At 37.4% G+C, this 23,930-nt stretch carries 27 protein-coding genes and 1 riboswitch; of the genes, 2 read left to right on the forward strand and 25 right to left on the reverse strand.

Annotation, left to right across the window (positions count from 1 at the left end; translation table 11 throughout):
- Positions 1–5 precede the first annotated feature (5 nt).
- The 9 genes from topA to HMPREF0493_RS06425 form a co-directional block, all read right to left on the reverse strand.
- On the reverse strand, positions 6–2,114 hold the full coding sequence (gene topA / locus HMPREF0493_RS06385; protein WP_006352524.1) for a type I DNA topoisomerase: 2,109 nt from the start codon (positions 2,112–2,114) through the stop codon (positions 6–8).
- Between the two features lie 35 nt (positions 2,115–2,149).
- Positions 2,150–3,028, reverse strand: coding sequence for a DNA-processing protein DprA (dprA, locus tag HMPREF0493_RS06390; RefSeq protein WP_040457353.1), 879 nt, complete (start codon positions 3,026–3,028; stop codon positions 2,150–2,152).
- A gap of 76 nt (positions 3,029–3,104) precedes the next feature.
- Positions 3,105–3,860 (reverse strand): ribonuclease HII, encoded by a 756-nt coding sequence (locus HMPREF0493_RS06395; protein ID WP_006352526.1) that lies wholly within the window; start codon positions 3,858–3,860, stop codon positions 3,105–3,107.
- On the reverse strand, positions 3,857–4,696 hold the full coding sequence (gene ylqF, locus HMPREF0493_RS06400; RefSeq protein WP_006352527.1) for a ribosome biogenesis GTPase YlqF: 840 nt from the start codon (positions 4,694–4,696) through the stop codon (positions 3,857–3,859). Before ylqF ends, HMPREF0493_RS06395 begins: the two co-directional genes overlap by 4 nt.
- Before the next feature lie 34 nt (positions 4,697–4,730).
- Positions 4,731–5,261, reverse strand: a complete 531-nt coding sequence (locus HMPREF0493_RS09095; RefSeq protein WP_006352528.1) for a cation:proton antiporter — start codon at positions 5,259–5,261, stop codon at positions 4,731–4,733.
- A 5-nt stretch (positions 5,262–5,266) separates the two neighbouring features.
- Entirely contained in the window at positions 5,267–5,683 is a 417-nt protein-coding gene (locus tag HMPREF0493_RS09100) for a cation:proton antiporter domain-containing protein (protein ID WP_006352529.1), read from the reverse strand.
- 2 nt (positions 5,684–5,685) lie between these two features.
- Positions 5,686–5,955, reverse strand: a complete 270-nt coding sequence (locus HMPREF0493_RS09105) for a hypothetical protein (protein WP_006352530.1) — start codon at positions 5,953–5,955, stop codon at positions 5,686–5,688.
- 50 nt (positions 5,956–6,005) lie between these two features.
- A complete protein-coding gene (locus tag HMPREF0493_RS06420; RefSeq protein ID WP_006352531.1) occupies positions 6,006–6,236 on the reverse strand; it encodes a YozE family protein in 231 nt (76 codons plus the stop codon).
- Positions 6,237–6,238: 2 nt separating this feature from the next.
- Positions 6,239–7,090: a DegV family protein gene (locus tag HMPREF0493_RS06425; RefSeq protein ID WP_006352532.1), complete on the reverse strand. Its 852-nt coding sequence runs from the start codon at positions 7,088–7,090 to the stop codon at positions 6,239–6,241.
- 119 nt (positions 7,091–7,209) lie between these two features.
- On the opposite strand from HMPREF0493_RS06425, the gene trhA reads away from it, so the two are divergent.
- Positions 7,210–7,875: a PAQR family membrane homeostasis protein TrhA gene (gene trhA / locus HMPREF0493_RS06430; RefSeq protein ID WP_006352533.1), complete on the forward strand. Its 666-nt coding sequence runs from the start codon at positions 7,210–7,212 to the stop codon at positions 7,873–7,875.
- Positions 7,876–7,915: 40 nt separating this feature from the next.
- Here the strand turns inward: trhA and HMPREF0493_RS06435 are convergent, their stop codons facing one another.
- Positions 7,916–9,112, reverse strand: a complete 1,197-nt coding sequence (locus tag HMPREF0493_RS06435; RefSeq protein WP_006352534.1) for a CCA tRNA nucleotidyltransferase — start codon at positions 9,110–9,112, stop codon at positions 7,916–7,918.
- An 83-nt stretch (positions 9,113–9,195) separates the two neighbouring features.
- On the opposite strand from HMPREF0493_RS06435, the gene HMPREF0493_RS06440 reads away from it, so the two are divergent.
- The gene (locus tag HMPREF0493_RS06440; protein WP_006352535.1) at positions 9,196–10,083 is read left to right on the forward strand and encodes a YitT family protein; all 888 of its coding nucleotides are present in this window, start codon (positions 9,196–9,198) and stop codon (positions 10,081–10,083) included.
- Positions 10,084–10,107: 24 nt separating this feature from the next.
- On the opposite strand, the gene HMPREF0493_RS06445 is transcribed toward HMPREF0493_RS06440, so the two are convergent.
- From HMPREF0493_RS06445 to pfkA, 15 genes are all read right to left on the reverse strand, one after another.
- The gene (locus HMPREF0493_RS06445) at positions 10,108–11,361 is read right to left on the reverse strand and encodes a tetratricopeptide repeat protein (protein WP_040457357.1); all 1,254 of its coding nucleotides are present in this window, start codon (positions 11,359–11,361) and stop codon (positions 10,108–10,110) included.
- Positions 11,362–11,452: 91 nt separating this feature from the next.
- Complete coding sequence (locus HMPREF0493_RS06450; protein ID WP_040457365.1) at positions 11,453–11,728, reverse strand: HU family DNA-binding protein; 276 nt, start codon at positions 11,726–11,728, stop codon at positions 11,453–11,455.
- 142 nt (positions 11,729–11,870) lie between these two features.
- The gene (gene der, locus HMPREF0493_RS06455; RefSeq protein WP_006352538.1) at positions 11,871–13,181 is read right to left on the reverse strand and encodes a ribosome biogenesis GTPase Der; all 1,311 of its coding nucleotides are present in this window, start codon (positions 13,179–13,181) and stop codon (positions 11,871–11,873) included.
- A 61-nt stretch (positions 13,182–13,242) separates the two neighbouring features.
- A complete protein-coding gene (rpsA, locus tag HMPREF0493_RS06460; protein ID WP_006352539.1) occupies positions 13,243–14,448 on the reverse strand; it encodes a 30S ribosomal protein S1 in 1,206 nt (401 codons plus the stop codon).
- Positions 14,449–14,501: 53 nt separating this feature from the next.
- The gene (gene cmk / locus HMPREF0493_RS06465; RefSeq protein ID WP_006352540.1) at positions 14,502–15,191 is read right to left on the reverse strand and encodes a (d)CMP kinase; all 690 of its coding nucleotides are present in this window, start codon (positions 15,189–15,191) and stop codon (positions 14,502–14,504) included.
- Positions 15,192–15,240: 49 nt separating this feature from the next.
- The gene (locus HMPREF0493_RS06470) at positions 15,241–15,729 is read right to left on the reverse strand and encodes an SAG1386/EF1546 family surface-associated protein (protein WP_006352541.1); all 489 of its coding nucleotides are present in this window, start codon (positions 15,727–15,729) and stop codon (positions 15,241–15,243) included.
- 102 nt (positions 15,730–15,831) lie between these two features.
- Positions 15,832–16,512, reverse strand: a complete 681-nt coding sequence (locus tag HMPREF0493_RS06475) for an ECF transporter S component (RefSeq protein ID WP_006352542.1) — start codon at positions 16,510–16,512, stop codon at positions 15,832–15,834.
- Between the two features lie 86 nt (positions 16,513–16,598).
- A riboswitch (FMN riboswitch) is annotated at positions 16,599–16,713 on the reverse strand.
- Positions 16,714–16,741: 28 nt separating this feature from the next.
- Complete coding sequence (locus tag HMPREF0493_RS06480) at positions 16,742–17,461, reverse strand: pseudouridine synthase (RefSeq protein WP_006352543.1); 720 nt, start codon at positions 17,459–17,461, stop codon at positions 16,742–16,744.
- A complete protein-coding gene (scpB, locus tag HMPREF0493_RS06485; protein WP_006352544.1) occupies positions 17,462–18,043 on the reverse strand; it encodes an SMC-Scp complex subunit ScpB in 582 nt (193 codons plus the stop codon). It lies immediately after the preceding gene.
- Between the two features lies 1 nt (position 18,044).
- Positions 18,045–18,776, reverse strand: coding sequence for a segregation and condensation protein A (locus HMPREF0493_RS06490; RefSeq protein WP_006352545.1), 732 nt, complete (start codon positions 18,774–18,776; stop codon positions 18,045–18,047).
- Complete coding sequence (locus HMPREF0493_RS06495; protein ID WP_006352546.1) at positions 18,769–19,122, reverse strand: hypothetical protein; 354 nt, start codon at positions 19,120–19,122, stop codon at positions 18,769–18,771. Before HMPREF0493_RS06495 ends, HMPREF0493_RS06490 begins: the two co-directional genes overlap by 8 nt.
- A gap of 8 nt (positions 19,123–19,130) precedes the next feature.
- Positions 19,131–20,030 carry a site-specific tyrosine recombinase XerD gene (gene xerD, locus HMPREF0493_RS06500; RefSeq protein WP_006352547.1) on the reverse strand — a complete coding sequence of 300 codons (900 nt, stop codon included), beginning with the start codon at positions 20,028–20,030 and terminating at the stop codon, positions 19,131–19,133.
- Positions 20,023–20,907, reverse strand: coding sequence for a CvfB family protein (locus tag HMPREF0493_RS06505; RefSeq protein WP_006352548.1), 885 nt, complete (start codon positions 20,905–20,907; stop codon positions 20,023–20,025). Before HMPREF0493_RS06505 ends, xerD begins: the two co-directional genes overlap by 8 nt.
- A gap of 115 nt (positions 20,908–21,022) precedes the next feature.
- Positions 21,023–22,792, reverse strand: coding sequence for a pyruvate kinase (gene pyk / locus HMPREF0493_RS06510; protein ID WP_006352549.1), 1,770 nt, complete (start codon positions 22,790–22,792; stop codon positions 21,023–21,025).
- A 29-nt stretch (positions 22,793–22,821) separates the two neighbouring features.
- The gene (pfkA, locus tag HMPREF0493_RS06515; protein WP_006352550.1) at positions 22,822–23,784 is read right to left on the reverse strand and encodes a 6-phosphofructokinase; all 963 of its coding nucleotides are present in this window, start codon (positions 23,782–23,784) and stop codon (positions 22,822–22,824) included.
- Positions 23,785–23,930: the final 146 nt, after the last annotated feature.

Here is a 23,930-nt window from a genome sequence, read left to right on the forward strand (position 1 = left end):
TTGTTTTATTTATCTTCGCGAGGCTCTTCACGATAATCGCCATTTGGACAAAGAACTGTAAGTCCCTTCTTTGATTTCTTCTGAACTAAAAAGTGACCATCATTTGGACAGTTTCTGCCAATTGGTTGATCCCAGGATACGAAATCACATTCAGGGTAACGAGAACAACCATAAAACTTACGGTTTCTCTTTGACTTTTTCTCGACAACATCGCCTTTGCCGCATTTTGGGCAAATAACGCCAACCTTTTTAACAATTGGCTTAGTATTGCGACAATCTGGAAAACGAGAACAAGCATAAAATTTGCCATAACGGCCCATTTTTATAACCATCGGCGCACCACAAATGTCACAATTAAATCCAGCTGGCTCATCTTTTATCTGAACCTTTTCAATTTGCGTATCAGCCTTATCTAATTCTTTCTTGAATGGATGGTAATATTCATCAACTACCTTAACCCAGTTTTTATTTCCGTCTTCAACGCTATCAAGGTCGCTTTCAAGCCGAGCCGTGTAATCAACATCCGTAATGTCAGGGAAAAATTCTTCAATCAAGCCATCAACAATTTCACCTAATTCTGTAGACACGATTGAACGTCCCTCAAGTTTTACATAATAACGACGTTGAAGAGTATCAATTGTCGGTGCATAAGTAGATGGACGACCAACGCCATTTTCTTCAAGCGCATGAACCAAACTAGCTTCAGTATATCTTGCAGGAGGCAATGTAAAGTGCTGCTTATTATCAGACTTTTTCATTTTTACTTGATCGCCCTCATTTAAGTCAGGCAATTCAATATTCTTCTCCTGCTGGTTATCATAAACTTTGGTAAAACCAGCGAACTTCATCTTTGAACCAGTAGTCCGGAATACAACACCATTTTGGACAATATCTGCTCTAACCGTATCATAAACGGCAGGCGTCATTTCGCTAGCGACAAAGCGTGACCAAATAAGTTTATATAAGCGATATTGCTCAGTCGTTAAAACTTTCTTTAATGACTCTGGTGTACGATAAACACTAGTAGGACGAATAGCTTCATGGGCGTCTTGAGCATCTTCCTGATTCTTGAAGTGTCGTTGACTCTTAGCCGCATATTGTGCACCGTATTTTTCATGCAAAAACTTTGAAGCTTCTGCTTGAGCAACTGGTGAGGTTCTCTTAGAGTCGGTTCTCATATAAGTAATTAAACCAACAGTCCCTTGTCTGCCTAAACTGATTCCTTCATATAATTGCTGAGCAATGCTCATAGTTCTTCTTGTTCGGTACCCTAGGCGTTTATTAGCTTCTTGTTGCATAGTTGAAGTGGTAAAAGGAGCAGCTGGTTGTCTGCGTCTTTCACAGGTAACTACTTTTTCAACTGAAAATGCCTTTTTCTTATCGATTTTGGCTAAAATTTCTTTGACGGCATCTATATTAGGCAATTCTTTCTTTTTGCCATCAACACCATAAAAACTGGATTTAAATGTTTCTTTATCTTTATTGAATTCCGCATCAATCGTCCAGTATTCTTTTGGTTTAAAGTTTTTGATCTCTTTTTCGCGATCAATTACCAATTTAAGAGCTACTGACTGAACACGTCCAGCGCTAAGGCCCTTCTTAACCTTAGCCCACAAAATTGGCGATAAAGAGTAACCCACAATTCTGTCTAAAACTCGCCGCGCCTGCTGAGCATTAACTGTATCCATATCAATAGTACGGGGATGCTTAAAACTTTCCTTGACGGCATCTTTAGTAACTTCGTTAAAAGTTACTCGATTCTTAGCCTTTTCATCAAGATTTAGTGCGTGTGCTATGTGCCAAGCAATCGCTTCCCCTTCACGATCGGGATCGGATGCTAAATAGACATCTTTAGCCTTTTTAGCTTCGCTCTTCAATTCCTTGATTGTGTCGCCTTTACCACGAATTGAAATATACTTTGGCTTGTAATTATTATCAAAATCGATCCCCATTTGTGATTTTGGCAAATCACGAATATGACCTTTTGAGGCAATTACATGGTAGTTGTGTCCTAAGTACTTTTCGATTGTCTTTGCTTTAGCAGGTGATTCCACGATTACTAAAGTTTTCTTGTTTTTGCTTCTGCCTTTTTTAGTTTTTGTTTTAGTAGGCATTGAATGCCTCCTTATTTTTTATTTTAAAATGTACGCTATTCAGAGAATAAAATACTACTCTCTAAGTTGTCAAATCTTTCTTTTTTCAATTCATAATCAATAATCGGTGTTGCACCGGCTTCAATTAACCGGTTAGGCCCTTCCGATAAAACACTTGTAACAGGTCCAGGCACAGCGTAGACATCTCGATTTTCTTGCAAAGCCAGATTGGCCGTGATAAGTGAACCGGATTTTTCTTTTGCCTCTGTTACTATGACGCTCTCACTGATGCCTGCCAATAGTCGATTCCGCTGTGGAAACCTAAAAGGCCGTGGCGGTGTATCGGGAAGATATTCACTCAGCAAAAGTCCAGAAGAGGCAATTTGTTCTTGCAAGAAATGATTTTGCATTGGATAAAAATGATTGAGCCCATTACCCAGGACAGCAATCGTTCTGCCATTATTACCTAAGGCAGCCTGGTGAGCCATAGTATCTACTCCCTTGGCAAGACCGCTGGCAATAACGATTTTCTGCTTAACTAACCCCGGTACCATTTTGTTGATTACTTCTTGACTATAAGCAGTCGCAAGCCGAGAACCAACGATCGTTGCGATCTTCTGATTCAGTAATTCCAAATTGCCACGAGCAAACAAAATTAACGGTGGCTGATAAATTTGACGCAGTCTTTCAGGATATTCATTGTCGAAAAAGCTAATTACTTTGCACTGCTGACTAATTCTTGAAACTGCTAACCCGGCCCGATCATCCTGATATGCTTTTAAACAAGTCTCTCTTAAAGCAAGCGGCAAATCCAAAGCATTCAATTGAATTGGATCGATCTCTTCGGTATCCAGTTGCATCGCAATTTGCAACATTTTTACATAGCCAATACCTTTTTGCAATTTTAATCTAAGTAAAAAATCTGTTTTATTCATGAAATAAAAACCCTCCATTACTAATTACGCAAAATAGAGAATTTTTACCGAAAAAAGTTCAATTTTTATAAAATTTTTACTTAAAAAAATCGCTAACCGGTGCAAACGTCTTACGGTGAATTGGAGTCGGCCCATATTTTTTTAGTGCAGCCAAGTGCTTTGCTGTCCCATATCCAGCATTATCTGGAAAATCATATTGAGGATAAATTTTAGCATAATCATCCATCAATTTATCTCTAAATACTTTAGCCACAATTGAAGCAGCGGCAATAGAATTAGACTTGGCATCCCCCTTAATGAGCTTTACTTGTGGCAAGTCGACAGGTACGTTCATCGCATCGACCAAAAGCGCATCAGGTTTCTGATCTAAATCAAGCACGGCTTCTGCCATTGCTTGTCGATCAGCCTCATAAATGTTAATTTGATCGATTACTTGCGGGCTTTTTACACCCACAGCTACACTAATTGCCTCAGATAAAATTTTCGGATAAAGAGCCAATCGTTTTTGTGGACTCAATTTTTTAGAATCATTAACATCAAGCAAATCGAAGTGATCGTCAATAATTACTGCTGCAGTTACTACTGGGCCAGCAAGAGGACCACGACCAACTTCATCTACACCAGCTACAATCTGACCCTTTTGCCAAAATTTTTTCTCATAAGTAAAACGCTCAAGAAAGGCTGACTTCTTTTTAGCCAGCTTCTCTTGCTTTTGCTGATAAGATGCCAATAATTTCTGTACGCCACTTCTAGAGTCACTTTTTAATTGCTCAAGCTCATCAGAGGAAACCTGTCCACTATTAAGAAGTGCTTTTATTTCTTTAATTGTCATAACCGATCTAGAGTAATCCTTCCAATTTTACCTTTGCGCAAACGTTGAAGCATATAGAGACTAAATCGATCATAATCATCCCGCATGCCGTATACCTCTGTCATTGCCAATAAGAGATCTTGATCTCCAATTTTCTCGATCTCTTCTTTTGGGCAGCGTGCAAATTTTATTAGATCCTTGAGATAATATTTTCGCAAACTCTTAAGTACGAACAAAGCAACATCATCTGCATGAAAAATTGTATCTTTAATTGCACCAAACGCAGCCAGTTTGTAGCCAACAGCTTGATCTTCAAACTTTGGCCATAAAATCCCTGGTGTATCCAAAATCTGAATATTATATTTTGTTTTCAGCCAGCTTTGACCCTTAGTAACTCCTGGCCGATTGCCAACTTCAGCAACATTGCGCCCTACCAAACGATTTATAATCGTTGATTTGCCACAATTTGGAACACCAGCTAGTGAGATACGAATGGTTGGATTAGATGCACCCTTTGCTTCAAGTTTTTTGGTTTTTGCCATCGCTGCCTTTTTGATCATATTGATCAAAAATTTCATATTCGTATTATGCAGCGAATCCATTGCAATCACAAATTTTCCAGGCTGTTGCAGCTTTTTTTGCCAAAGCTTGGTCATGACAGGATCTGCTAAGTCCGCCTTGTTTAAAATAATCAGATGTGGTTTCTTGCCCACTAGTTCTTCAATCATAGGATTTCTTGATGATTCTGGAATTCTAGCATCAAGAACTTCAACAAAGACATCAATTAAGCCCAACTTATCTTCAAGTTGATTACGGGCCTTATTCATATGCCCCGGATACCATTGAATTTTTGCCATTTTACTTCTCCTTTTATCTATACCATTTTATAACTTATTCATCTTCAGAATGCAAAAATAGAACTTCAGCTAGCAGAATCTCACGATACAATGACAGAAAACCTTCACGGTATTCTTGCTTTTGCTGAGCAATTTGTCCTAGATAATTTCTCTCAAGGCGAAAAGCATAACGATATATTTCATCCCTAAACTCCAATTCATCCGCAGATGGCTCTTTTTGCTTAATTGATTTACGCAATTCTCTCAAAAAATCACGCATTGAAGTATTATCAATTTGTGCATGCAAATCGAACTCAAGCTGTTTACGGATCTTCTTTGGCAGATACAGTTTTTTCAGTTCACTTAGAGCATAATTGACCATTTCTACTTTAACCTGATCAATGGCGGCCTCTTGTTCTTCATCAGATTTTTGTCTTGGCAAAATAAAACGAAAAATGACGGTAGGAATCAATAAACTAAAAATAATCAGTGCTGCTTCACTAAATAAAATCAAATGAAAGCGTCCACTGCTGATTAGAGCTTGATCCAGCGTGTAAGCAAGAGCAAAAGTAACTGCACCATGCACCCCACCTAAAGCAAAAGAATGGCTGTAGTAGGATGAAAAGTACTTTGGACGAACTTTAAATTACGCCGTAAAAGCCCCTGTCTAAATAAAACCAAAATCGCGGAAACGATTAAGCCAAAAATAATACCTCCAAGCATTGAATACAGAAAATCGACAACTGTATGCGCAATTTCCAGCTGTCTGGATAAATACCAGCTGATTGCCATGTTAAGCAAAATAATGCCGGAAGCATCATTGAACAAAGATTCATTTTTCAGATGATGCTCAACAATTGTTGGCAGCTTTAAGCCATTAGTGACGGATTCGGCTGCCGTCGCATCTGTTGGAGCAGATATTGAAGCCAAAATAAGGCCAAGCGGAAGTGAAAGACCTAACAGCCACTTTAAACTGAAAGAAGCAGCGACAGCAATTAATAAGATCATAATTACAGTGATACTAATAATTGACTTCCAACTACGCGCGATATTGTAAAGACGATTTTTTGACCTTCAAAAAACAGCAAAGGTGCAATGATCAATCCCATAAACAGTTCTGGCTTAAACGATATTAATTCGTTGCCAAAAACTAAGGCCAAGATCATTCCTAATACTAGAGCAATATAATTAACAGAAATCTTTCTCAAAAAACAATTCTGAATAATCATTGTTGCACTTGCCACTAGGCACATACCGATTGCAAGAAGTATTGCATGCATAAAATTTCCTTCTTAAATAAAAAAGTCCCTTGGAGGGACTTAAATTTGCATTAATAACTCATTTTTTCGCGATACATTTCATAAGCACGATCGAAAATTGTCATGCTTGGCAAATAACCAGCATTCAATTCCAAATAGTCCGACAACTTTTCATAATCCTGTTCTTGTTTTGGAAAAGTTTGATCATGCTGAGCATCATTAGCGAATTGTGCAACTTCGTCAGTTGAATCCGGATCTCTCTGAGTCATTAAAAAACGATAAAAACTTTCTCGATATGCCATTTTTACTCCGTATAATAAAGAATCGCATAAGCACCATGACCTGCATGAGTTGCAATAATTGGGCTTGTTTCTTGAACTAGAACATTGATTTCTGGATTTATCTCTTTAATTTTTTGAGCCAATTTTTCCATCACTTCGGGAGTGTCAACGTATGAAATGCCTACTTCATGAATTTTATCTTTATTTACGGCAATATCATCCAATACACGTTGGTCAAAAGCTTTAGAAAATTTCTTGCCACGTCCCTTTTTAGCCACTTCTAGATTGCCACCAGGCATGTGCAATTCAATTCGAATATTAAGAAGAGTGGCTATTTTACCGGCTAATGGGCCTAAACGTCCACCCTTGATCAAATTATTCAGATTAACAACCATCATCCGCAATTTTTGATTTTTCTTAATGTGGTCGACATGAGCCAAAATTTCATCAAGCGTTTTACCTGCTTGACTGTCTTTAGCAGCTGCCAAAACTTGAAAGCCTTCTGCTCGATCAGTCAATTCAGAATCAACAATGTGAACTTCATCTGATTTTCCAGCAATTTCAGCTGCTTGTCTTGCCGCATCAATCGTCCCACTCAAAGTCTTGGATAAGAAAATTCCAATGACTTCGCTTCCGTCGGAAGTTAAATCTTTAATTACATCTACAAAACGACCGATTGAAGGTTGACTGGTTTTGGGCAATTCTTCAGATTCATTCATCTTTTTGACAAAATCGCGTCTGGAAATGTCAACACCATCAACATAATTCTTGCCATCAATTGTAATCGTTAATGGTACAACAGTAATATTATATTTTTTAATTTCTTCTTGAGTTAATTGGACGGAAGAATCCGTCATAATCTTAAATTTTGACAACGTATTCGCCCTCAATTCTAAGTTGCTCACTTTTTATGATAAAATATGAGCAAGTAACAATACAGTTAGTATATCAAAAAAATTAGTTAAGAAAAAAGATTGATTGGAATTGTTTTATCATGAAATTAAAAGAACTTTGGCAGGAGCCTAAACAAAGATCAAAAATTTATTACATCCTTGACAACATTTTCAGCGCAATTACCCATGGAGTTGGCTTTGGATTAGCAGTCGCTGGACTAGTGGTTTTAATCGTTAAAGCCGCTTCAACTGGGGATGCAATGAGAATTGTGACCTTTACGATCTATGGTTCATGCCTCGTTTTACTATATTTATTTTCTACTTTATATCATAGTTTAATTTTTACCAGAGCCAAGAATGTTTTTCAAATTTTTGATCATTCATCGATTTTTCTTTTAATTGCTGGTTCCTATACCCCTTATTCCTTGGTGGCCATCGGCGGGGCCTGGGGGTGGACTCTTTTCGGCCTAATTTGGGGACTGACAATTATTGGCATCATTTATTACATTTTCAATCGCGGCAAGCATGTCATTTTTGACACAATTTTATATGTTGCAATGGGTTGGCTTGTAATCCTATCGGGCAGTTATCTCTATGTACGGTTGACACCTGTTGGCTTCTGGCTGCTTGTTGGCGGTGGAATTGCTTACACCGTTGGTGCCATTCTCTACAGTATGAGAAATATTCCGTTTATTCATGTTATTTGGCACTTGTTCGTAATGTTAGGTTCAATTTTGATGTACTTTTCGGTTTTGCTTTATGTTTAATATTTAATAAAAAAAGTTTGGTCTTGTTAACCAAACTTTTTTATTTGCTTTCTAAAAATTCACCAATTGCTGCTTCACTATTCTCCAAATTTCCAGCAACAACTTCTTGTTTAATTTCTTCCAGGAGCTGCCCTAATTTAGGTCCAGGACGAATACCATTTTCAATTAAAAAGCGCCCATCTACAGCCAATTCTGAAGTATCTTTAATTGGCAAAGCTAAATAACGATCTACTAAGGCTTCTGAATCAACCGGCTGACCTAAAATATGCGCAACATCAATTGTATTGAGCAAATTTTTTTTGCCGATTTCAAACAATTCATAATCGCCAGGCACATGATCAGAAAGCACATCAAAAAATGAAACAATTTGTTCAACTTCATTCGTCATTGCATTAGAATTTTTCCAATCGCGCATAAAGGTCCCGATTTTGTCATTTTGAATTTTAAGCAGAATAATAATTATTGACCATAAACTGGTTTCCAAGGCAGGACTAAATTGCAATTGAGGAAAAACAGATAGCAACTCGCTTTTACCAGCAAAATCAGGTACATCCTCACTTAGTTTGGTATCAAGAAAGACCTGAAAAGCTTCTCTTGCATTTGACCCTAAGCCCATTTTGACAAATTCATCCCGAATTCTTTCAACCGAGATCTTTTTTAGCAATTGATGGTGATCTTCGATTGCTTTTTGGGTATTTTCTTCTAAGTCAAATTTGAGTTGACTCATAAATCTAACTGCCCGCATCATGCGAAGAGCATCTTCATGAAATCTCTTCTCTGGGTCGCCTACAGCTCTGATGACCTTCTTTTTTAAATCACTCAAACCATCAAAAAGATCCAGAATTTGACCATCGGTATTCATTGCCAATGCATTGATCGTAAAGTCACGTCTTTTAAGATCTTCATCTAAATTCTGTACAAAAGTAACATGATCCGGTCGACGAAAGTCTTGATAGCCAGATTCAGTTCTAAAAGTTGTAATTTCATAGCTGTTGCCGTTATAAAGTACAGTGACTGTGCCATGCTTAATTCCAGTATCAATCGTTTTAGCGAATTGTTCTTTAACTTCTTCGGGGTAAGCACTTGTGGCAATATCAACATCATGAATTTGTCGGCCCAATAAAACATCTCTAACTGAACCACCAACAAAATATGCTTCATAACCTGCTTGTTCTAATATTTTCAAAACCGGCATCGCATCTTGAAAAATATTAGGTAATTTTTTTAATTTCATCATCAATTTTTTATTTCACCGTTTTATTATGTAATTTAGATAATTATATGTTAATTTTAGGATAGAGAATTTAGGAGGGACAAGCGATGAAAAAAATACTAAATAAAAATACTTTTTTCGAATTATTTATGATCGCTTTGGGATGCGCCATTTATGCCCTAAGTTTGGATATGATTTCGGTGCCAAATAAACTGGCCGACGGAGGTTTGAGCGGAATCGCTCTGCTTCTTCGGCACTTTTGGGGCATTAACATGGGACTCACCACTTTGGTATTAAATATTCCTCTAATTATTTTAGGGTACCGTTTTATGGGCAAACGACTGCTCGCCTATACAATTTGGGGTACCGTTGCTCTTTCTTTCTTCTTATCATTTTGGCGCCTAGTACCAATTATAACGCAACTAAATCTCGAACACGACCTCTTCCTTTCCGCCGCTTTAGCTGGGACTCTCTCTGGCTTAGGACTCGGATTGGTCTTTCGTGATAATGGAACTTCTGGAGGAACCGATATAATCGCTAGGATCTGTCAGATGAAGTATGGTATTTCATCTGGAAAAATGCTGCTGTTTTGCGATGCTGTAGTTTTATTCGTATCCTTATCATATCTTGATATCAAGCACATGATGTATACTCTTCTTGCTTCATTTATTCTCTCAAGAGTTATGGATGCAGTTCAACAAGGCGCATACACTGCGAGAGGCTTGTTAATTATTTCTGATAAGTATCAACAGATCGGTGAAATGATTGATCTTAAACTTAATCGTGGTTTTACCTATCTAAAAGCTTTAGGCGGCTACAAGCAAGATAACAAACGAATCATTTATTTAGTCGTTTCTCCACGTGAAATTCCAACTATTAAACAACTGATCTTTAATGAAGATCCTAATGCCTTTGTTACGATTATCGAAGTGCATGAGGCCTTAGGAGAAGGTTTTACATATAAAAAGCCACATCGAAAATTCATTAGAAAATAAAAAAGCCGCAAATTTGCGATTTTTTTATTGTAATCGATTAGCCAAATCTTGCATCTCTTCATCAGAGGGAACTATGGCTAGATATTTATCAAGCAGCTGCTTAACAATTTCACTGCTATTAGGTTCAGTATTAAAGAAATAGATCATTTGTTTCAAGAAATCAGGATTCTTTTGAAACTCAGGATAAGCCAATAGGAATTCGCTTTTTGCCTTATCACTTTCATCCAGATTTTCGTAAGAAACTGCCAAATTCCAGTGCGCCTGTGGCTCAATACTGTCATCATCGAGTTTTTCAAATAAAGCATTGTTTTCCTTATATTTGCGTTCATGCAGATACAAGTTGGATAATTGCAAGCGCAAATCACTATTATCAGGAGCAATTTCTAAACCTTTCTGAAGCAAATCTTCTGCAGTCTTGAAATCTTGCAGATTAGCTGCGGCCATAGCCCCCATCGAATACAGTGTTTCATCTAATTCATTATAAGCTAAACCAGCTTGAGCCGAACGCAATACCTGATCGTCGTCATGCTTATGCTGGTAAGCTTGAGCAAGAAGCGGATAGGCATTAACATAATCCGGGCTCTGGTCAATGACTTCATCTAAGTATTTAATTGCTTGATCATCATCTCCAACACTAAGCATAACTAAGCCAGCTTGATATTTGCTATCAATATCCAAAATCGCATTACTGTGTTTTTTAATAACTTGACTAGCTTCTTCATATTGACCAAGCTTTGCCTCTGTCTGAAACAGCCTTTGAATCAAGTTAACCTCACCAAAAGTATCCTGACGTTTGATTAGGTCCTTATAGTGGGCTAAAGCTTCCTCATACTGGCCACTATTAAACTCGAGTTCAGCTAGTCCAAACTTAACTGCATCCTCCTCAGGGGCCAATTTGAGTGCTTGCAATAGCTTATCTTTTGCCGTTTCAAATAGACCATTGGTTTGATAATAATCAGCCTGAACAAGCAAAGATTCCAAATAAGCATCAGAATTTGGTGAAATATTGTAAAGCAAACTTAATCCATCATCATCCTGACCATCGTTTAACAAAATTTCTGCTAAATATACTTTAAATAAGTCTTCATTGGGAAACTTGGCAATCAAAGCACGATAGACATCCTTGGATAAATCGGTAAATCCATAATCAGTTAAATTTTCTGCTAGTGAAGCCAAAATTTCTGGTTGATCATGATCTAATGCCTTTTTTAACAAAATCTTATCTTGCGAAAAATCATGCTTCTCAATCGCGTCTAATAATTGTTCTGAGTATGTCATAGTATCCTCCATTCAGACTTCTATTTTTACATAAAAATAAAGCGTTGGTCAAAGAAAAGACCAACGCTTTATTCTTTTTATGAGCTATTAATTACTTAACAGCATACTTAAGTGCCTTACCTGGTTTAAATGCAGGAACTTCACTTGCTGGAATTTGGATTTCAGCACCGGTTTGAGGGTTACGGCCCTTACGTGCAGCACGATGACGTACTTCGAAAGTACCAAAACCGATTAATTGTACCTTGTTGCCCTTTGAAAGATTTTCTTGAATTGAACTAAAGAGTGCTTCAACAGCAGCAGCAACCTCCTTCTTAGTTAAGTCAGTCTTTGAAGCTACTTCAGAAACTAATTCAGCCTTATTTGCCATTTGAAATTCACCTCCTGAAATTGAATCGAAATTCAATATTATTCCTTTATAAAAGAATAAGGAATCATGATCGTTCAAAATCAATTTTTCCTAAAAACTAAAATATCACAAACAGCTTGTCACAACAAGCTTTCTTATGATTTTATTTACGTTTTCGTGGAATTATTTTAATTGGGGTGCCTTCAAAATTGAAATTCTCACGTAATTGATTTACTAAAAATCTTTGATATGAAAAGTGCATTAATTCCGGATCATTTACAAAGACTACAAATGTTGGCGGATTAGTTTTAACTTGCGTCATGTAGTAGACCCGAAGTCGTTTGCCTTTTACTAAAGGCGTTGGTACAAGCTTGCTTGCTTCCAACAATAAATCATTTAAGACGCTAGACTGAATTCGCTGATTTTCATTTTTATAGACTTCTTTTACTATTTCTGGAATTTGATCAAGTCTTTGACCTGTTTTTGCAGAAACAAATAAAATTGGAGCGTAGTCCAGATACTGAAATTCTTGTCTAATTACTTGTTCAAAATCTTTGCCGCTGCCACTATCTTTTTTAGGAATATCCCATTTATTTACAACGATAATGAGACCACGTCCCGCATCATGTGCATATCCGGCCACGTGCTTGTCTTGCTCTCTGATGCCTGTACTTGCATCAAGAACTAATAAAGCCACGTCAGATCGATCAATAGCGCTCAATGCACGCATTACAGAATACTTTTCAGTCTTTTCGTAAACTTTTCCGCGTCTTCTTATGCCCGCAGTATCAATTAATCTAAACTTTGTTCCATCTTTACCAATAAAAGGCGTATCGATTGCATCTCGAGTCGTGCCTTCTTGATTGGCAACGATCACTCTTTTTTCGCCTAAAAGCTTGTTAACGATCGAAGATTTACCAACATTAGGACGTCCAATAACACTAAAGGAAATTGTATCTTTATCTTTTTTATCAAGTTCGCGTGGAAACTTGCTAACAATTTTATCAAGCAAATCGCCAATCCCAGTTCCGTGACTTCCAGAAACTGGAATTGGATCTCCCAATCCTAAACTGTAGAAGTCATAGACTTCCGCTCTTAGTTCAGGATTATCAGCCTTGTTAATTGCTAAAATAATTGGCTTTTTAGTGCGATAAAGCAGCTGTGCAACTCGTTCATCAAGATCAGTTACGCCATTTACAACGCTGCAAAGCATTACAATGACATCCGCTTCATCAATGGCAATCTCTGCTTGAGCACGAATCTCCTCTTCGATTTTTCCGTCTTCCCAAGTAATACCGCCAGTATCGATTAGATCGAAATTATGTCCCATCCATTCAGCTTGAGCATAATTTCGGTCACGAGTTACACCAGGTTCATCTTCAACAATAGCCAAACGTTCTTTGATAATCCGGTTGAAAAGTGTTGATTTACCCACATTGGGGCGGCCAACAATTGCTACCACTGGTAAAACCATTTTTTCAGCCTCCTTTTAAGAATAAAAAAAGCCGACAGAAGTCGGCTTTTCTTAAATACGATTATTTACGGTCTTTTAATTGGTCACCAATAATGTCACCTAAAGCAAAGCCGTTATCATCGTTACCCATGTACTTCTTGTTTACTGAGTTTTCGTTACGTGAACGACGTGGACGAGAACTTTCGTTTGAAGAAGCATTTGAATCTGCAGCTTTAATAGAAAGTGAGATTCTTCTATCACTCGGGTCAATGTTCAAAACTTTAACTTTAACAGTTTGACCAACCTTCAAAACATCACTTGGCTTGTCAACGTGCTTGTTTGAAATTTCTGAAACGTGTACTAAGCCTTGGATACCATCAGCAACTTCAACAAAGGCACCAAAGTTAGTTAATGATTTAACTTCACCTTCAAAAATATCGCCATCATGTAAGTTTGCAGTAGCTTGTTCAAATGGTGAAGGTTCAGTTTGCTTAATTGACAAGGAGATACGATTTCTGTCATTGTCAATACCAATGACCTTAACCTTAACATCTTGACCAACCTTCAAAACATCACTTGGCTTGTCAACATGCTTGTAAGAAATTTCGGAGATGTGGACCAAACCGTCAACACCACCAACATCAATGAATGCACCGAAGTTAGTTAAGCGAGATACTTTACCTTCGATAACATCACCAACAACTAATTGTGAAGCAACCTTATCAAATGCTTCTTCACGTTCTTCTTCAATTAAATCCTTGTGTGAAAGAATCAAACGGTTCTTGTTAGGATCAATTTCAGTAATCTTAAGCTTCATAGTCTTACCCATGTATGGCTTAAGATCTGAAACATAGCGGTTTGAAATTAATGAAGCTGGTAAGAAACCTCTAGTACCAACGTCAACAAGCAAACCACCACGAACTGATGAAGTTACAGTACCTTCAATTGGAGTACCTGCTTCATAGTCCTTTTGCAACTTGTTGTAAGCTTCTCTTTCCTTTAAGCGAGTTACTGAGAAGAAGAATTCACCGTTTTCCTTATCTCCACCAGCTCTTCTTAAAACTAAAGCCTTGAATTTGTCGCCTGTTTTTACTAAATCGCGCAAATCAGCGTTGCGATCTGAAGTGAATTCACGACGGGTAATAACACCTTCGACACCAGCGTTTTCTACACCAACATCAATTTGGCCGTCTTCAATGTATAATACTTCGACATCAACAATATCTCCGACCTCAACTCCTTGCATTTGCTTTAATGCGTCTAAAAATTGATTACTGTTTTCTGACATATGTACCTCCCAATATCATGTCCCATTTTAAAGGAAACTAAGATATTTTTCTACTATTTTGTGCTATTTTCTTCAATTTTTTTTGATTTTTTTATTTCACTTAAAATTCGATCGACAACTTGGTCAATTGTCATGCTAGTTGTATCAACTTCAATTGCATCATCTGCCTTTTTTAATGGCGAAACTTTACGGTGAGAATCTTTATAATCTCTAGCTGCAATATCCTTCTCAATTTGATCAACGGTCTGATCAGATTTAATTCCTCGTTGTTTTAAATCAAGCAAACGACGTTCTGCTCTTGAACGAGCCGAAGCAACTAAAAAGATTTTGACTTCAGCATCTGGCAAAACCGTAGTTCCAATATCACGGCCATCCATGATTACATCAGTCTTGCCTGCCATTTGTCTTTGCAAAGTCGTCATCTTTTCACGTACTTTAGGCAAAGCAGAAACTTGTGAGACATTGGCAGAGATCTCAGGAGTTCTGATTTCGACTGAAATGTCCTTTCCTGCAGAATAAACTTTTTGTTCGCCGTTTTCTGATTTTAATTCAATGCCATCTTGACCAATTGCCTTTAAAATACCACTTTCATCACCATAATCTAAGCCATGATTGCGTGCAATTACAGTGCATGCTCTATACATGGCACCTGTATCTATATATAAAAAAGACAATTTCTTGGCAATAATTTTTGCTACTGTACTTTTTCCTGCTGAAGCAGGACCATCAATTGCTACTTGCATTCTATCTAAAAAAGAGACTTTACGGTCTCCTTCAATCCTTTCCTAATTTTTATTTCAACTTAAGAGTATCACCGGCTGCAATATTAGAAGTATCGGATAAATTATTCAATTTTGCTAACTCATCAACACTCATGCCATATTTTTCAGCAATGCTAGTTAATGAATCGCCATCTTGTACAACATAGGTAGCTGGCGTACTATCGCTTGAGTTGCTTGAACTGCTTTGTTTAGTCGTTTCGGAGCTCTTTTTAGATGATTGCTTGGCTTTAGATTTAACAGAAGAACTGCTGCTTTTCTTTGAAGTCTTATTTTCAGAACTAGATTCAGTCTTCTTTACTTTTTGAACTTCAGTTGGCTGTTCAGTCTGTTGAATATGCTGTGATGCAACTTTATGCACTACAGGCACCAAAACTGCCAAGATAATAATTAAAACACTGATTACTATGCCCCAGTGTCCGCCCGACTTTTCATCTTCATTGGCTCTGCCCTCAGTGGGTCGCTCATAATGTTTATAAGGACCTTTTGGATTGTTATCCATTTGGCTTTCCTCCTATTTATTGACTAAACAAATTTTAGCATAGAATAGGTCTCAGTGAAGCCAAATAAAATAAAAAGACGCATTAGATTGCGTCTTTGATAGCTATAGGTTAAATTTCTTTTGTACAGACGGTTTAATATTTTTTAAAGTTGCTTCAAACAAAATATATACAACCACCGAGTTAACTGCACCTTTGAGCAAATTGAACGGAACAATAATTCCAAAAATATAAGCCTGCATTGATGGCAAATGAAGCAATCCTCCCAAATAATTCTTTACAGTAAAGTTGTATAAGGCCTGATAACTTGAAATTGCGGGGATTTTTGCCATCGATGTCAATGCATATACAGGAGTTAAAATGAATGCATTCGTTAAAGCCAGAACAAGCGTCATCATTAAAATTCCAAGTATTAAGCCTAAAATGGGTTTGAGCCGATTCGAAAGTGAGTGCCGATTTTCTTCTGATACTTTTTTGGATAAAAAATAAAATGGCAATGCAAACGATAAACTTGCCAAAAAGGCAGCTATTTGTCCCACAATTGTCGGTAACGCGAAACCATCGAAAATTAAACTACATAAAGTCCTAATCAGTGTAATGAGCACTCCTGCCCAGGCACCAAACAAAAAGGTTCCAATTGTAATAACCACATCTGAAAAATCAAATTTTAGAAATCCTACGCCAGGAATAATTGGAAACTCAAATTTTTGAACAACGAATGCAATTGCGCCAATTAAAGCAAATGCAATCAAATTGGTTAGATTGCTAGAATGCTTACGCTTCATATTTACTTTCCTCCTAAGACAAAAACAAAAAGTCTGTTGCTTCAGCAACAGACTTTTAAAAGCAAATATAAATTTCTTTTAAGTTGGTCTGTCTTCTTCCATCTAGACTTTAACTATCGGTATTCTTTCGAAATTCAACCACTCTCGTGGGTCGCGGACTTTACCGCCGGTCGGGACTTTCACCCTACCCTGAAGACAACACACTAATATTTAATTGTTCAATCTAAGTTTAGTCAACCTGTTTCAATCTGTCAACTTCTTCACGCGTTAATTCGCGATATTGTCCATAAGTAAGCGCATGCAAATCCAAAAAAGCGTAGCGCTCTCTGGAGAGTTTTTCTACAGGATGACCAACGGCTTTAAACATTCTTTTGACTTCATGGTAATGACCTTCGTGAATGGTTAATTGAACAATTTGATTGTTCTTCTTTTGATTTGTCTTTAAAATCTTCACCTTGGCTGGTGCACATTTTCTTCCATCCACTTTGACACCCTTTTTAAGCGTCATAATTTGATCTGGTTCCAAAATTCCCTCTATTTTTGCCACATATACTTTAGGAACTTCGTTTTTGGGATGCATTAACAGGTTGGCTAATTTGCCATCATTTGTCATCAACAGCAAGCCAGAAGTATCGTAATCGAGACGACCTACTGGATATAAACGATATGGCAAATCATCAAAGTAATCGACTACTGTTTTTCTTCCCTTATCGTCATGAGCTGTCGAAACGACACCACGTGGTTTATAAAAAAGATAAGTGTGCAGACTTTCACGTTCAATTGGTTCATCATCCACGGTGATCGTACTAAATGTATCGACTTTGGTACCTAATTTAGTCACTAATTTGCCATCAACTCTTACACGTCCAGCTACAATCATTTTTTCTGCTTTACGTCTAGAAGCGATCCCAGCCTCTGCAATAACTTTTTGCAATCTTTCTAAAGTCATCTATTCTTCTCCTTTTTGATCAGAATCATTCTGTTCGAAATCTAGTCTTTCATTTTCAAAATTCTCATCTTCAAAATCTTCAATTAAAGGCAAATCAGCCAAACTCTTGAAATTAAAATACTGTAAGAAATAATCTGTCGTTATATATAAATTTGGATGTCCTGGTGCATCTTTTTTGCCATTTGCTTTAATTAATCCCCGCCAGACCAAAGTTTGCAAAGCACCTGACGAGTTTACACCGCGAATATCATCAATTTCTACTCTCGTAATTGGCTGACGATATGCCACAATTGAAAGAATTTCAAGTGCGGATTGGCTCAATGTTTTAGTCAAATCTTTTGAAAAGTACTTTTCGATTATTTCGCCCGTATCGGGGTTAGTAGTCATTTTGAATAAATCATTAATTTGAATTACCTGCAAGCCAGAATCAGGATCATTTTCGTATTTTCGTTTAAGCTTAACCGTTAAATTATTAAGCTCTGTCTCAGTTACATGCAGCAATTCACATAGATTATTAATGCTTAAACCATTATCACCTGCTATATAGAGCAATGATTCAAGTTTTCCTAATTTTGTTGCCATGCTAATTTTTTCTTTCTATCTCTAAATCACCAAAAGTACGGTTTTGTTTTAATACAACTAAGTGCTTTTTACATAATTCAAGGCTTGCTAAAAAGAGCCCGATTACATCGGACAAATTATTCATTCGCGGCACACAGGAAAAGAAACTTACTTTGCCTTCTTTATCAATTCTGTCTTTTAAGTAAGAAATCATTTCACCGATTGGCGTTTCCTGCACTTTAATTGCTACTGAACTGGGTTGTTTAAGTTTCATTTTGTGGATGATCATCGCAAAAGTTGCGATCAATTCTTTTTCAGTAATTTGTCCTAACGGTAATGGTTGAATTTTTTGATCTTTAGAAATACTTGGTTCCTTTGCAACAACAACTGGGGCTTCTTCATTTTTTTCTTTAAAAAAGCTTGATATCTTTTTAAAAACAGAATACTGCACCAGTTGTTGAACCAGTTCATCTCGCGGGTCTTCCGCTTGTTCATCATCGTCAACAAAATCATTTTGAGGTAAAAGATATTGCGATTTAATCCGTAAAAGAGTGGATGACATTACAAAATATTCTCCAGCAATTTGTAAATTTAATTGCTGCATCTTTTTTAAATAATCCAGATACTGACTGGTAATTTGGGCAATTGGAATATCATAGATATCAATTTTCTGTGATCTGATCAAATGAAGCAAAAGATCTAATGGTCCTTCAAAGTTAGGCAGTTCTAATGTTAAATTATCTTTTTTAGTCATTATTCTTGTCCAGCTTCAATAAATAAGTAAATTCGGGCAAAGCCGTGATTTTTTTATTTGGATAATTATCCTTTAAATCAGACAGAATTTTTCGTTCATGCTCTTCATCACGATATCCTGGTGCTAGCGAAAGATAGCGAATTACAATAAAATGATCATCATTTTGCGTACCAATCACACCAATAATATTCGATTCATCATTACGATACAGAAAAAGCTGAAAATCATTCTTGGCCTGATTTAATCTCATTTCATCTTTTAAATTGTCAAGATTTTTAAAGTCCGGTAAATAAGACAACAACCCCATTGTTGTTTTTTCAAAATCTTTTTTATATTGAATTAGCATCTAATCACCTAAGCCCTTGGATGTGTTTCTATGTACACCTCAAGAATATGTTTTTGTGTCAAATTAGTATATATCTGAGTCGTACTGATATCGGAGTGACCTAATATTTCTTGAACAACCCTTAAATCCGCACCATTTTCTAATAAGTGCGTAGCAAAAGTATGTCTTAAAGTATGAGGAGTAACGTCCTTATTGATATTTGCAAGCTGGCAGTAGTGTTTAATAATTTGCCATACAGCTTGACGGGTTAAAGAACCACCTCGATTATTTAAAAAGACAAATTCTGTATTTCTTCCTTGTTTTAGAACTAAAGATTCACGAACTTCTTTTTCATATTTTGCAAGCCAATCCAAAGCAATGTTGCTTACAGGAACCAGACGTTCTTTTGACCCCTTGCCAAACACCTTGATCAATTTCAAATCTGGATGAACATCTTCTAGCTGTAAATTGATTACTTCGCTAACCCGCATTCCAGTTGCATACATCATTTCTAATAATGCGCGGTCACGCAGACCCAACTTTTTCTCAACGTTTGGGGCAGCTAACAGACGATCCATTTCATCTTGTGTTAAAGCAACTGGCAAACGCCGCTGCTTTTTAGGAGAATCAATTTCAATCATTGGATTTAATTTTTGAATATTTTGTCTAGCAAGCCACTGATAAAACTTGCGTAAACTAGAAATCATACGACTGATCGAACTTGAAGCTTTATTTAAATCTTTTTGCCTTGCTAAAAAAGCATCTATTTCGACTGCCTCAGTCGGCCAAGAATCTATTTTTTCCTGTTGCAAGAAATTTAAAAACTCTGTCAAATCCTGTCTGTACGCAGTTATCGTATTTTCGCTTAATCCACGTTCAATTTGTCCAAAACGCAGATAATCTTCAATTTGATCATTTAATTTAGTCATCTTTTTGTTCAGGATCTTTAATTAAAGTAATAGTTCCGTTTTCTTTATCTTCAACAACCAATTTTGCCTTTAATAAGTGGCCCAATGCACGTTTAAATGCTGATTTTGAAATGCCAAAATAGTTCTTAATTTCTTGAGCGTCTGACTTATCATAAAACGGTAAAGTTTTGGTCTCTTTACGACGCAAACTCATCAAAATCATTTGTGCATCATCATCGATTTCTTCAAAGGCACGCGGCAAATTGCTTAAATTAAGTCGACCGTACTGACTGATGCCAATTACCCGACCTTTAAATTGCTCACCTAAGTGCAAAGTCCTACCCATTTGTGATTCAGGAACAAATCCAAGATAATATTCATTCGTTAAAACGAATGCACCTATTTCTCTACTTGAGTAAACAGTCGCAAATACATTTTTGTTGTTCATATTGTTTGGAAAACTTGCAGACAATTGTTCGAAAATATTTTCATCTGCTAGTTTTGCCCAAATTCGTTCTTTTTTGTCAGTTTCAAGACGAACTAAAAGACGATCGTCTTTTCGAGGCCACCTTTCTTTATCCAGTGGCAAATCATCCATAGAAACAACGATGTCTTTATCTGGTAAGCCTACATCAACGAAAACTCCTAAACCATAACGAACTTCGGTTACCTTGCCCCAGCCATATTGATCTGGACCAGCGAAAGGCAAAAATTGCGTCATTTCACGTTCATGATTCTTATTATCATAAATAAAACCTGTGACTTGATCGCCAACTTTAGGAATTTCATCCTGAGTTAGCTCATGTTTTTTTAATTCATAAGTAATTCCATCAATTTGGACAAAAAATGCATTTTCATTTTGGTCGGTTACTTTTCCAGTTTGAATAGTTCCAAGCATATTAATCTCCTACTTTACATATTCCTTTTACCAGTATACCCAAAATTTGGGCAAAATAAAATAGCCAGCCGCGCTAGCTGACTATTTTATTTACTTTTTAATTAATCTTAATTGATTAAAGGTTTGAGATTTCACCTTGGTAAATAGCACCACGACGTGCATCAACAGTGATAGTAGTACCATCAGAAATCTTATCAGTTGCATCAGTAGTACCAACAACAACTGGGATACCTAATGACAAACCAACAACTGCGGCATGTGAAGTCAAACCAGAAGCTTCAACAACTAAGCCTGAAGCCTTCTTAATAGCTGGCATGTAGTCAGGGTCAGTTACCTTAGAAACTAAGATGTCGCCTTCCTTAACTTTGCTGTTAGCTTCTTCAGCTGAGTTAGCAACTACAGCCTTACCAACAACTGAGCCATTACCTACACCTAAACCTTGTGCAAGCTTGTTACCAATGATTTGTAACTTCATTACGTTAGTAGTACCAGATTCACCAACTGGAACACCAGCAACGATAATTACAAGGTCGCCATTCTTAACTAAGCCCTTTTCCTTAGCAACTTTAGCAGCCATTTCGAACATGTCATCAGTTGACTTAGGTTTTCTAGTCAATACAGGAATTACGCCCCAAACGATACCCAATGAGTGTTGGATCTTTTCGTCAAAGGTCATAGCAATAATGTCTGCATTTGGACGGTACTTAGAAATCATACGAGCAGTGTAACCTGACTTAGTTGCTGCGATGATAGTCTTAACGCCCAATTCTTGAGCAGTACGTACAACTGATTCACCAATAGCTTCAGTAACGTTTGAGCCCTTGTATTCTTCGAATCTTTGAAGAGCTAAAGTGTTACGCTTAAGCAATTCCTTTTCAGTACGTTCGTCAATTTCAGCCATAGCCTTAACAGCTTTAACTGGGTACAAACCATTTGCTGATTCACCTGAAAGCATAGTTGCGTCAGTACCATCAAGAACAGCGTTAGCAACGTCAGAAACTTCGGCACGAGTTGGACGTGGATTTTCTTGCATTGAGTCAAGCATTTGAGTAGCAGTGATAACTGGCTTACCAAGCGCATTAGCTTTCTTGATCAGGTCCTTTTGTACAAATGGAACTTCCATGAATGGAATTTCAACACCCATGTCACCACGAGCAACCATCAAACCATCTGAAACTTGTAAGATTTCGTCTGCGTTGTCAATACCTTCTTGAGATTCAATCTTAGGGAAGATCTTAACGTAGTCAGCACCTGCTTCTTCACAAAGCTTACGGATATCTAAGATATCTTGAGCCTTACGTGCAAATGAAGCAGTAATGAAGTTAATACCGTGTTGTAAACCAAACTTAATATCGTTAGTATCCTTTTCAGTGATACCTGGAAGGCGGATTTCAACACCTGGTGCGTTAACACCCTTCTTTGAACCGATGACACCAGTGTTTTGAGCTTCACAAACAAGTTCTCTCTTAGCATCATCCTTTTCCTTGATCAAAAGGTCAACCAAACCATCATCGATCAATACGTGACCACCAACATGGGTATCATCGTACAAACCTTCGTAGGTAACGTGGATCATGTCCTTGTTACCTTTCTTGGTATCATCCATAGAAATACGGATCTTGTCACCAGTGTTAATAGTGAACTTGCCGCCTTCTTGTTCGGTGGTTCTGATTTCAGCACCCTTAGTATCAAGGTCGATACCAAGAAGCATGCCAGTATCCTTTTCCACTTGACGAACCATCTTCATACGTGCCAAGTGTTCTGCGTGATCACCGTGTGAGAAGTTGAAACGGAATACGTTTGCACCAGCTTTTGCTAAAGCGGTAATAGTTTCAATATCGTTTGAAGCTGGCCCTAAAGTACTAACAATCTTAGTTTTCTTCATTATTTAAAAAATCCTCTCCAAAAAATCGACTAATCTTTAGTCATTTCTTCATTAACATCCAACAGTGAGTAGTCGCCTTCATGTTTACCATCAAACAGATCAAGAATGTCGTGGGTATTTAACTTACCATTCTCCATGCCGACAGCTAACCCGCCTTTACCATCAAGAAGTAAGTTAACAGCATAATTACCCATCTTAGTAGCATTTACTCTATCTGCGACAGTTGGCGAACCACCACGTTGCATATGGCCAAGTACATTAGCACGAGCGTCAAAGTCACCGTACTTCAAAAGTTCTTTTCTGAAGTCATCAGCACTCATAACACCTTCAGCTAATACAACAAGACCATGGTCTTTGCCATCAGCAAAGCCTTGCTTAAGAGTCTTAGCAATCTTCTTGATATCATAGTCACGTTCAGGAACAACGATTGCATCAGCTCCACTAGCTACACCAACACGCATTGCAATGTCGCCGCATTCACGGCCCATTACATTAACAATGAACACGCGGTGGTGACTGCTTGCTGTGTCACGAATCTTATCGATTGCGTCCATAGCAGTACGACAGGCAGAATCATAACCGATAGTATATTCAGTATAAGGAATGTCATTATCAATAGTTCCTGGCAAACCAACTGAATTAATACCAAGACGTGTTAAAGCTAAAGCACCGTGGTAAGATCCGTCACCGCCAATAACGATAACAGCATCAATACCGTGCTTTCTTAATTGCTCTGCACCCTTCTTTTGCACATTTTCTTGTGCAAATTCAGGATAACGTGCAGAATACAAGAAAGTACCACCTTGGTTGATCGTATGGTCCACGTCTTCCGCAGTAAGCGGAACGAAGTCACCTGCAACCAAGCCAGCAAAACCATAACGAATACCCATTACTTCAAGTCCGTGATGGATTGCAGTCTTAGTAACCGCTCTGATTGCTGCATTCATACCAGGGGCGTCGCCACCACTAGTTAAAATACCAATCCGTTTCATGAATTCACCTCATCATGATTATTTGTGTAATTTCTCACATCAACTAAATCTTACCATTTTTCGAGCTAAAAATCTCATAAAAAATCCTTTTATTTGTTGAATTAATGGTAAATTTAAATAACAGCGCTTACACCACTGACAATAGG

It is taken from the genome of Lactobacillus amylolyticus DSM 11664 (assembly GCF_000178475.1).
Lineage (GTDB): Bacteria > Bacillota > Bacilli > Lactobacillales > Lactobacillaceae > Lactobacillus > Lactobacillus amylolyticus.

What these genes read in the sequence shown, in the direction of transcription:
- HMPREF0493_RS06470 (WP_006352541.1), bottom strand. Translation starts at nt 15,729, where the DNA reads ATGGATAACAATCCAAAAGGTCCTTATAAACATTATGAGCGACCCACT.
- trhA (WP_006352533.1), top strand. Translation starts at nt 7,210, where the DNA reads ATGAAATTAAAAGAACTTTGGCAGGAGCCTAAACAAAGATCAAAAATT.
- HMPREF0493_RS06395 (WP_006352526.1), bottom strand. Translation starts at nt 3,860, where the DNA reads ATGACAATTAAAGAAATAAAAGCACTTCTTAATAGTGGACAGGTTTCC.
- HMPREF0493_RS09105 (WP_006352530.1), bottom strand. Translation starts at nt 5,955, where the DNA reads ATGCATGCAATACTTCTTGCAATCGGTATGTGCCTAGTGGCAAGTGCA.
- scpB (WP_006352544.1), bottom strand. Translation starts at nt 18,043, where the DNA reads ATGGCAACAAAATTAGGAAAACTTGAATCATTGCTCTATATAGCAGGT.
- HMPREF0493_RS06480 (WP_006352543.1), bottom strand. Translation starts at nt 17,461, where the DNA reads ATGACTTTAGAAAGATTGCAAAAAGTTATTGCAGAGGCTGGGATCGCT.
- dprA (WP_040457353.1), bottom strand. Translation starts at nt 3,028, where the DNA reads ATGAATAAAACAGATTTTTTACTTAGATTAAAATTGCAAAAAGGTATT.
- HMPREF0493_RS06435 (WP_006352534.1), bottom strand. Translation starts at nt 9,112, where the DNA reads ATGATGAAATTAAAAAAATTACCTAATATTTTTCAAGATGCGATGCCG.
- HMPREF0493_RS06450 (WP_040457365.1), bottom strand. Translation starts at nt 11,728, where the DNA reads ATGGCAAATAAGGCTGAATTAGTTTCTGAAGTAGCTTCAAAGACTGAC.
- xerD (WP_006352547.1), bottom strand. Translation starts at nt 20,030, where the DNA reads ATGACTAAATTAAATGATCAAATTGAAGATTATCTGCGTTTTGGACAA.
- HMPREF0493_RS06445 (WP_040457357.1), bottom strand. Translation starts at nt 11,361, where the DNA reads ATGACATACTCAGAACAATTATTAGACGCGATTGAGAAGCATGATTTT.
- HMPREF0493_RS06440 (WP_006352535.1), top strand. Translation starts at nt 9,196, where the DNA reads ATGAAAAAAATACTAAATAAAAATACTTTTTTCGAATTATTTATGATC.
- HMPREF0493_RS06420 (WP_006352531.1), bottom strand. Translation starts at nt 6,236, where the DNA reads ATGGCATATCGAGAAAGTTTTTATCGTTTTTTAATGACTCAGAGAGAT.
- HMPREF0493_RS06475 (WP_006352542.1), bottom strand. Translation starts at nt 16,512, where the DNA reads ATGAAGCGTAAGCATTCTAGCAATCTAACCAATTTGATTGCATTTGCT.
- topA (WP_006352524.1), bottom strand. Translation starts at nt 2,114, where the DNA reads ATGCCTACTAAAACAAAAACTAAAAAAGGCAGAAGCAAAAACAAGAAA.
- HMPREF0493_RS06505 (WP_006352548.1), bottom strand. Translation starts at nt 20,907, where the DNA reads ATGCTTGGAACTATTCAAACTGGAAAAGTAACCGACCAAAATGAAAAT.
- der (WP_006352538.1), bottom strand. Translation starts at nt 13,181, where the DNA reads ATGGTTTTACCAGTGGTAGCAATTGTTGGCCGCCCCAATGTGGGTAAA.
- HMPREF0493_RS06490 (WP_006352545.1), bottom strand. Translation starts at nt 18,776, where the DNA reads ATGACTAAAAAAGATAATTTAACATTAGAACTGCCTAACTTTGAAGGA.
- ylqF (WP_006352527.1), bottom strand. Translation starts at nt 4,696, where the DNA reads ATGGCAAAAATTCAATGGTATCCGGGGCATATGAATAAGGCCCGTAAT.
- pfkA (WP_006352550.1), bottom strand. Translation starts at nt 23,784, where the DNA reads ATGAAACGGATTGGTATTTTAACTAGTGGTGGCGACGCCCCTGGTATG.
- HMPREF0493_RS09100 (WP_006352529.1), bottom strand. Translation starts at nt 5,683, where the DNA reads ATGATCTTATTAATTGCTGTCGCTGCTTCTTTCAGTTTAAAGTGGCTG.
- pyk (WP_006352549.1), bottom strand. Translation starts at nt 22,792, where the DNA reads ATGAAGAAAACTAAGATTGTTAGTACTTTAGGGCCAGCTTCAAACGAT.
- HMPREF0493_RS06495 (WP_006352546.1), bottom strand. Translation starts at nt 19,122, where the DNA reads ATGCTAATTCAATATAAAAAAGATTTTGAAAAAACAACAATGGGGTTG.
- rpsA (WP_006352539.1), bottom strand. Translation starts at nt 14,448, where the DNA reads ATGTCAGAAAACAGTAATCAATTTTTAGACGCATTAAAGCAAATGCAA.
- cmk (WP_006352540.1), bottom strand. Translation starts at nt 15,191, where the DNA reads ATGCAAGTAGCAATTGATGGTCCTGCTTCAGCAGGAAAAAGTACAGTA.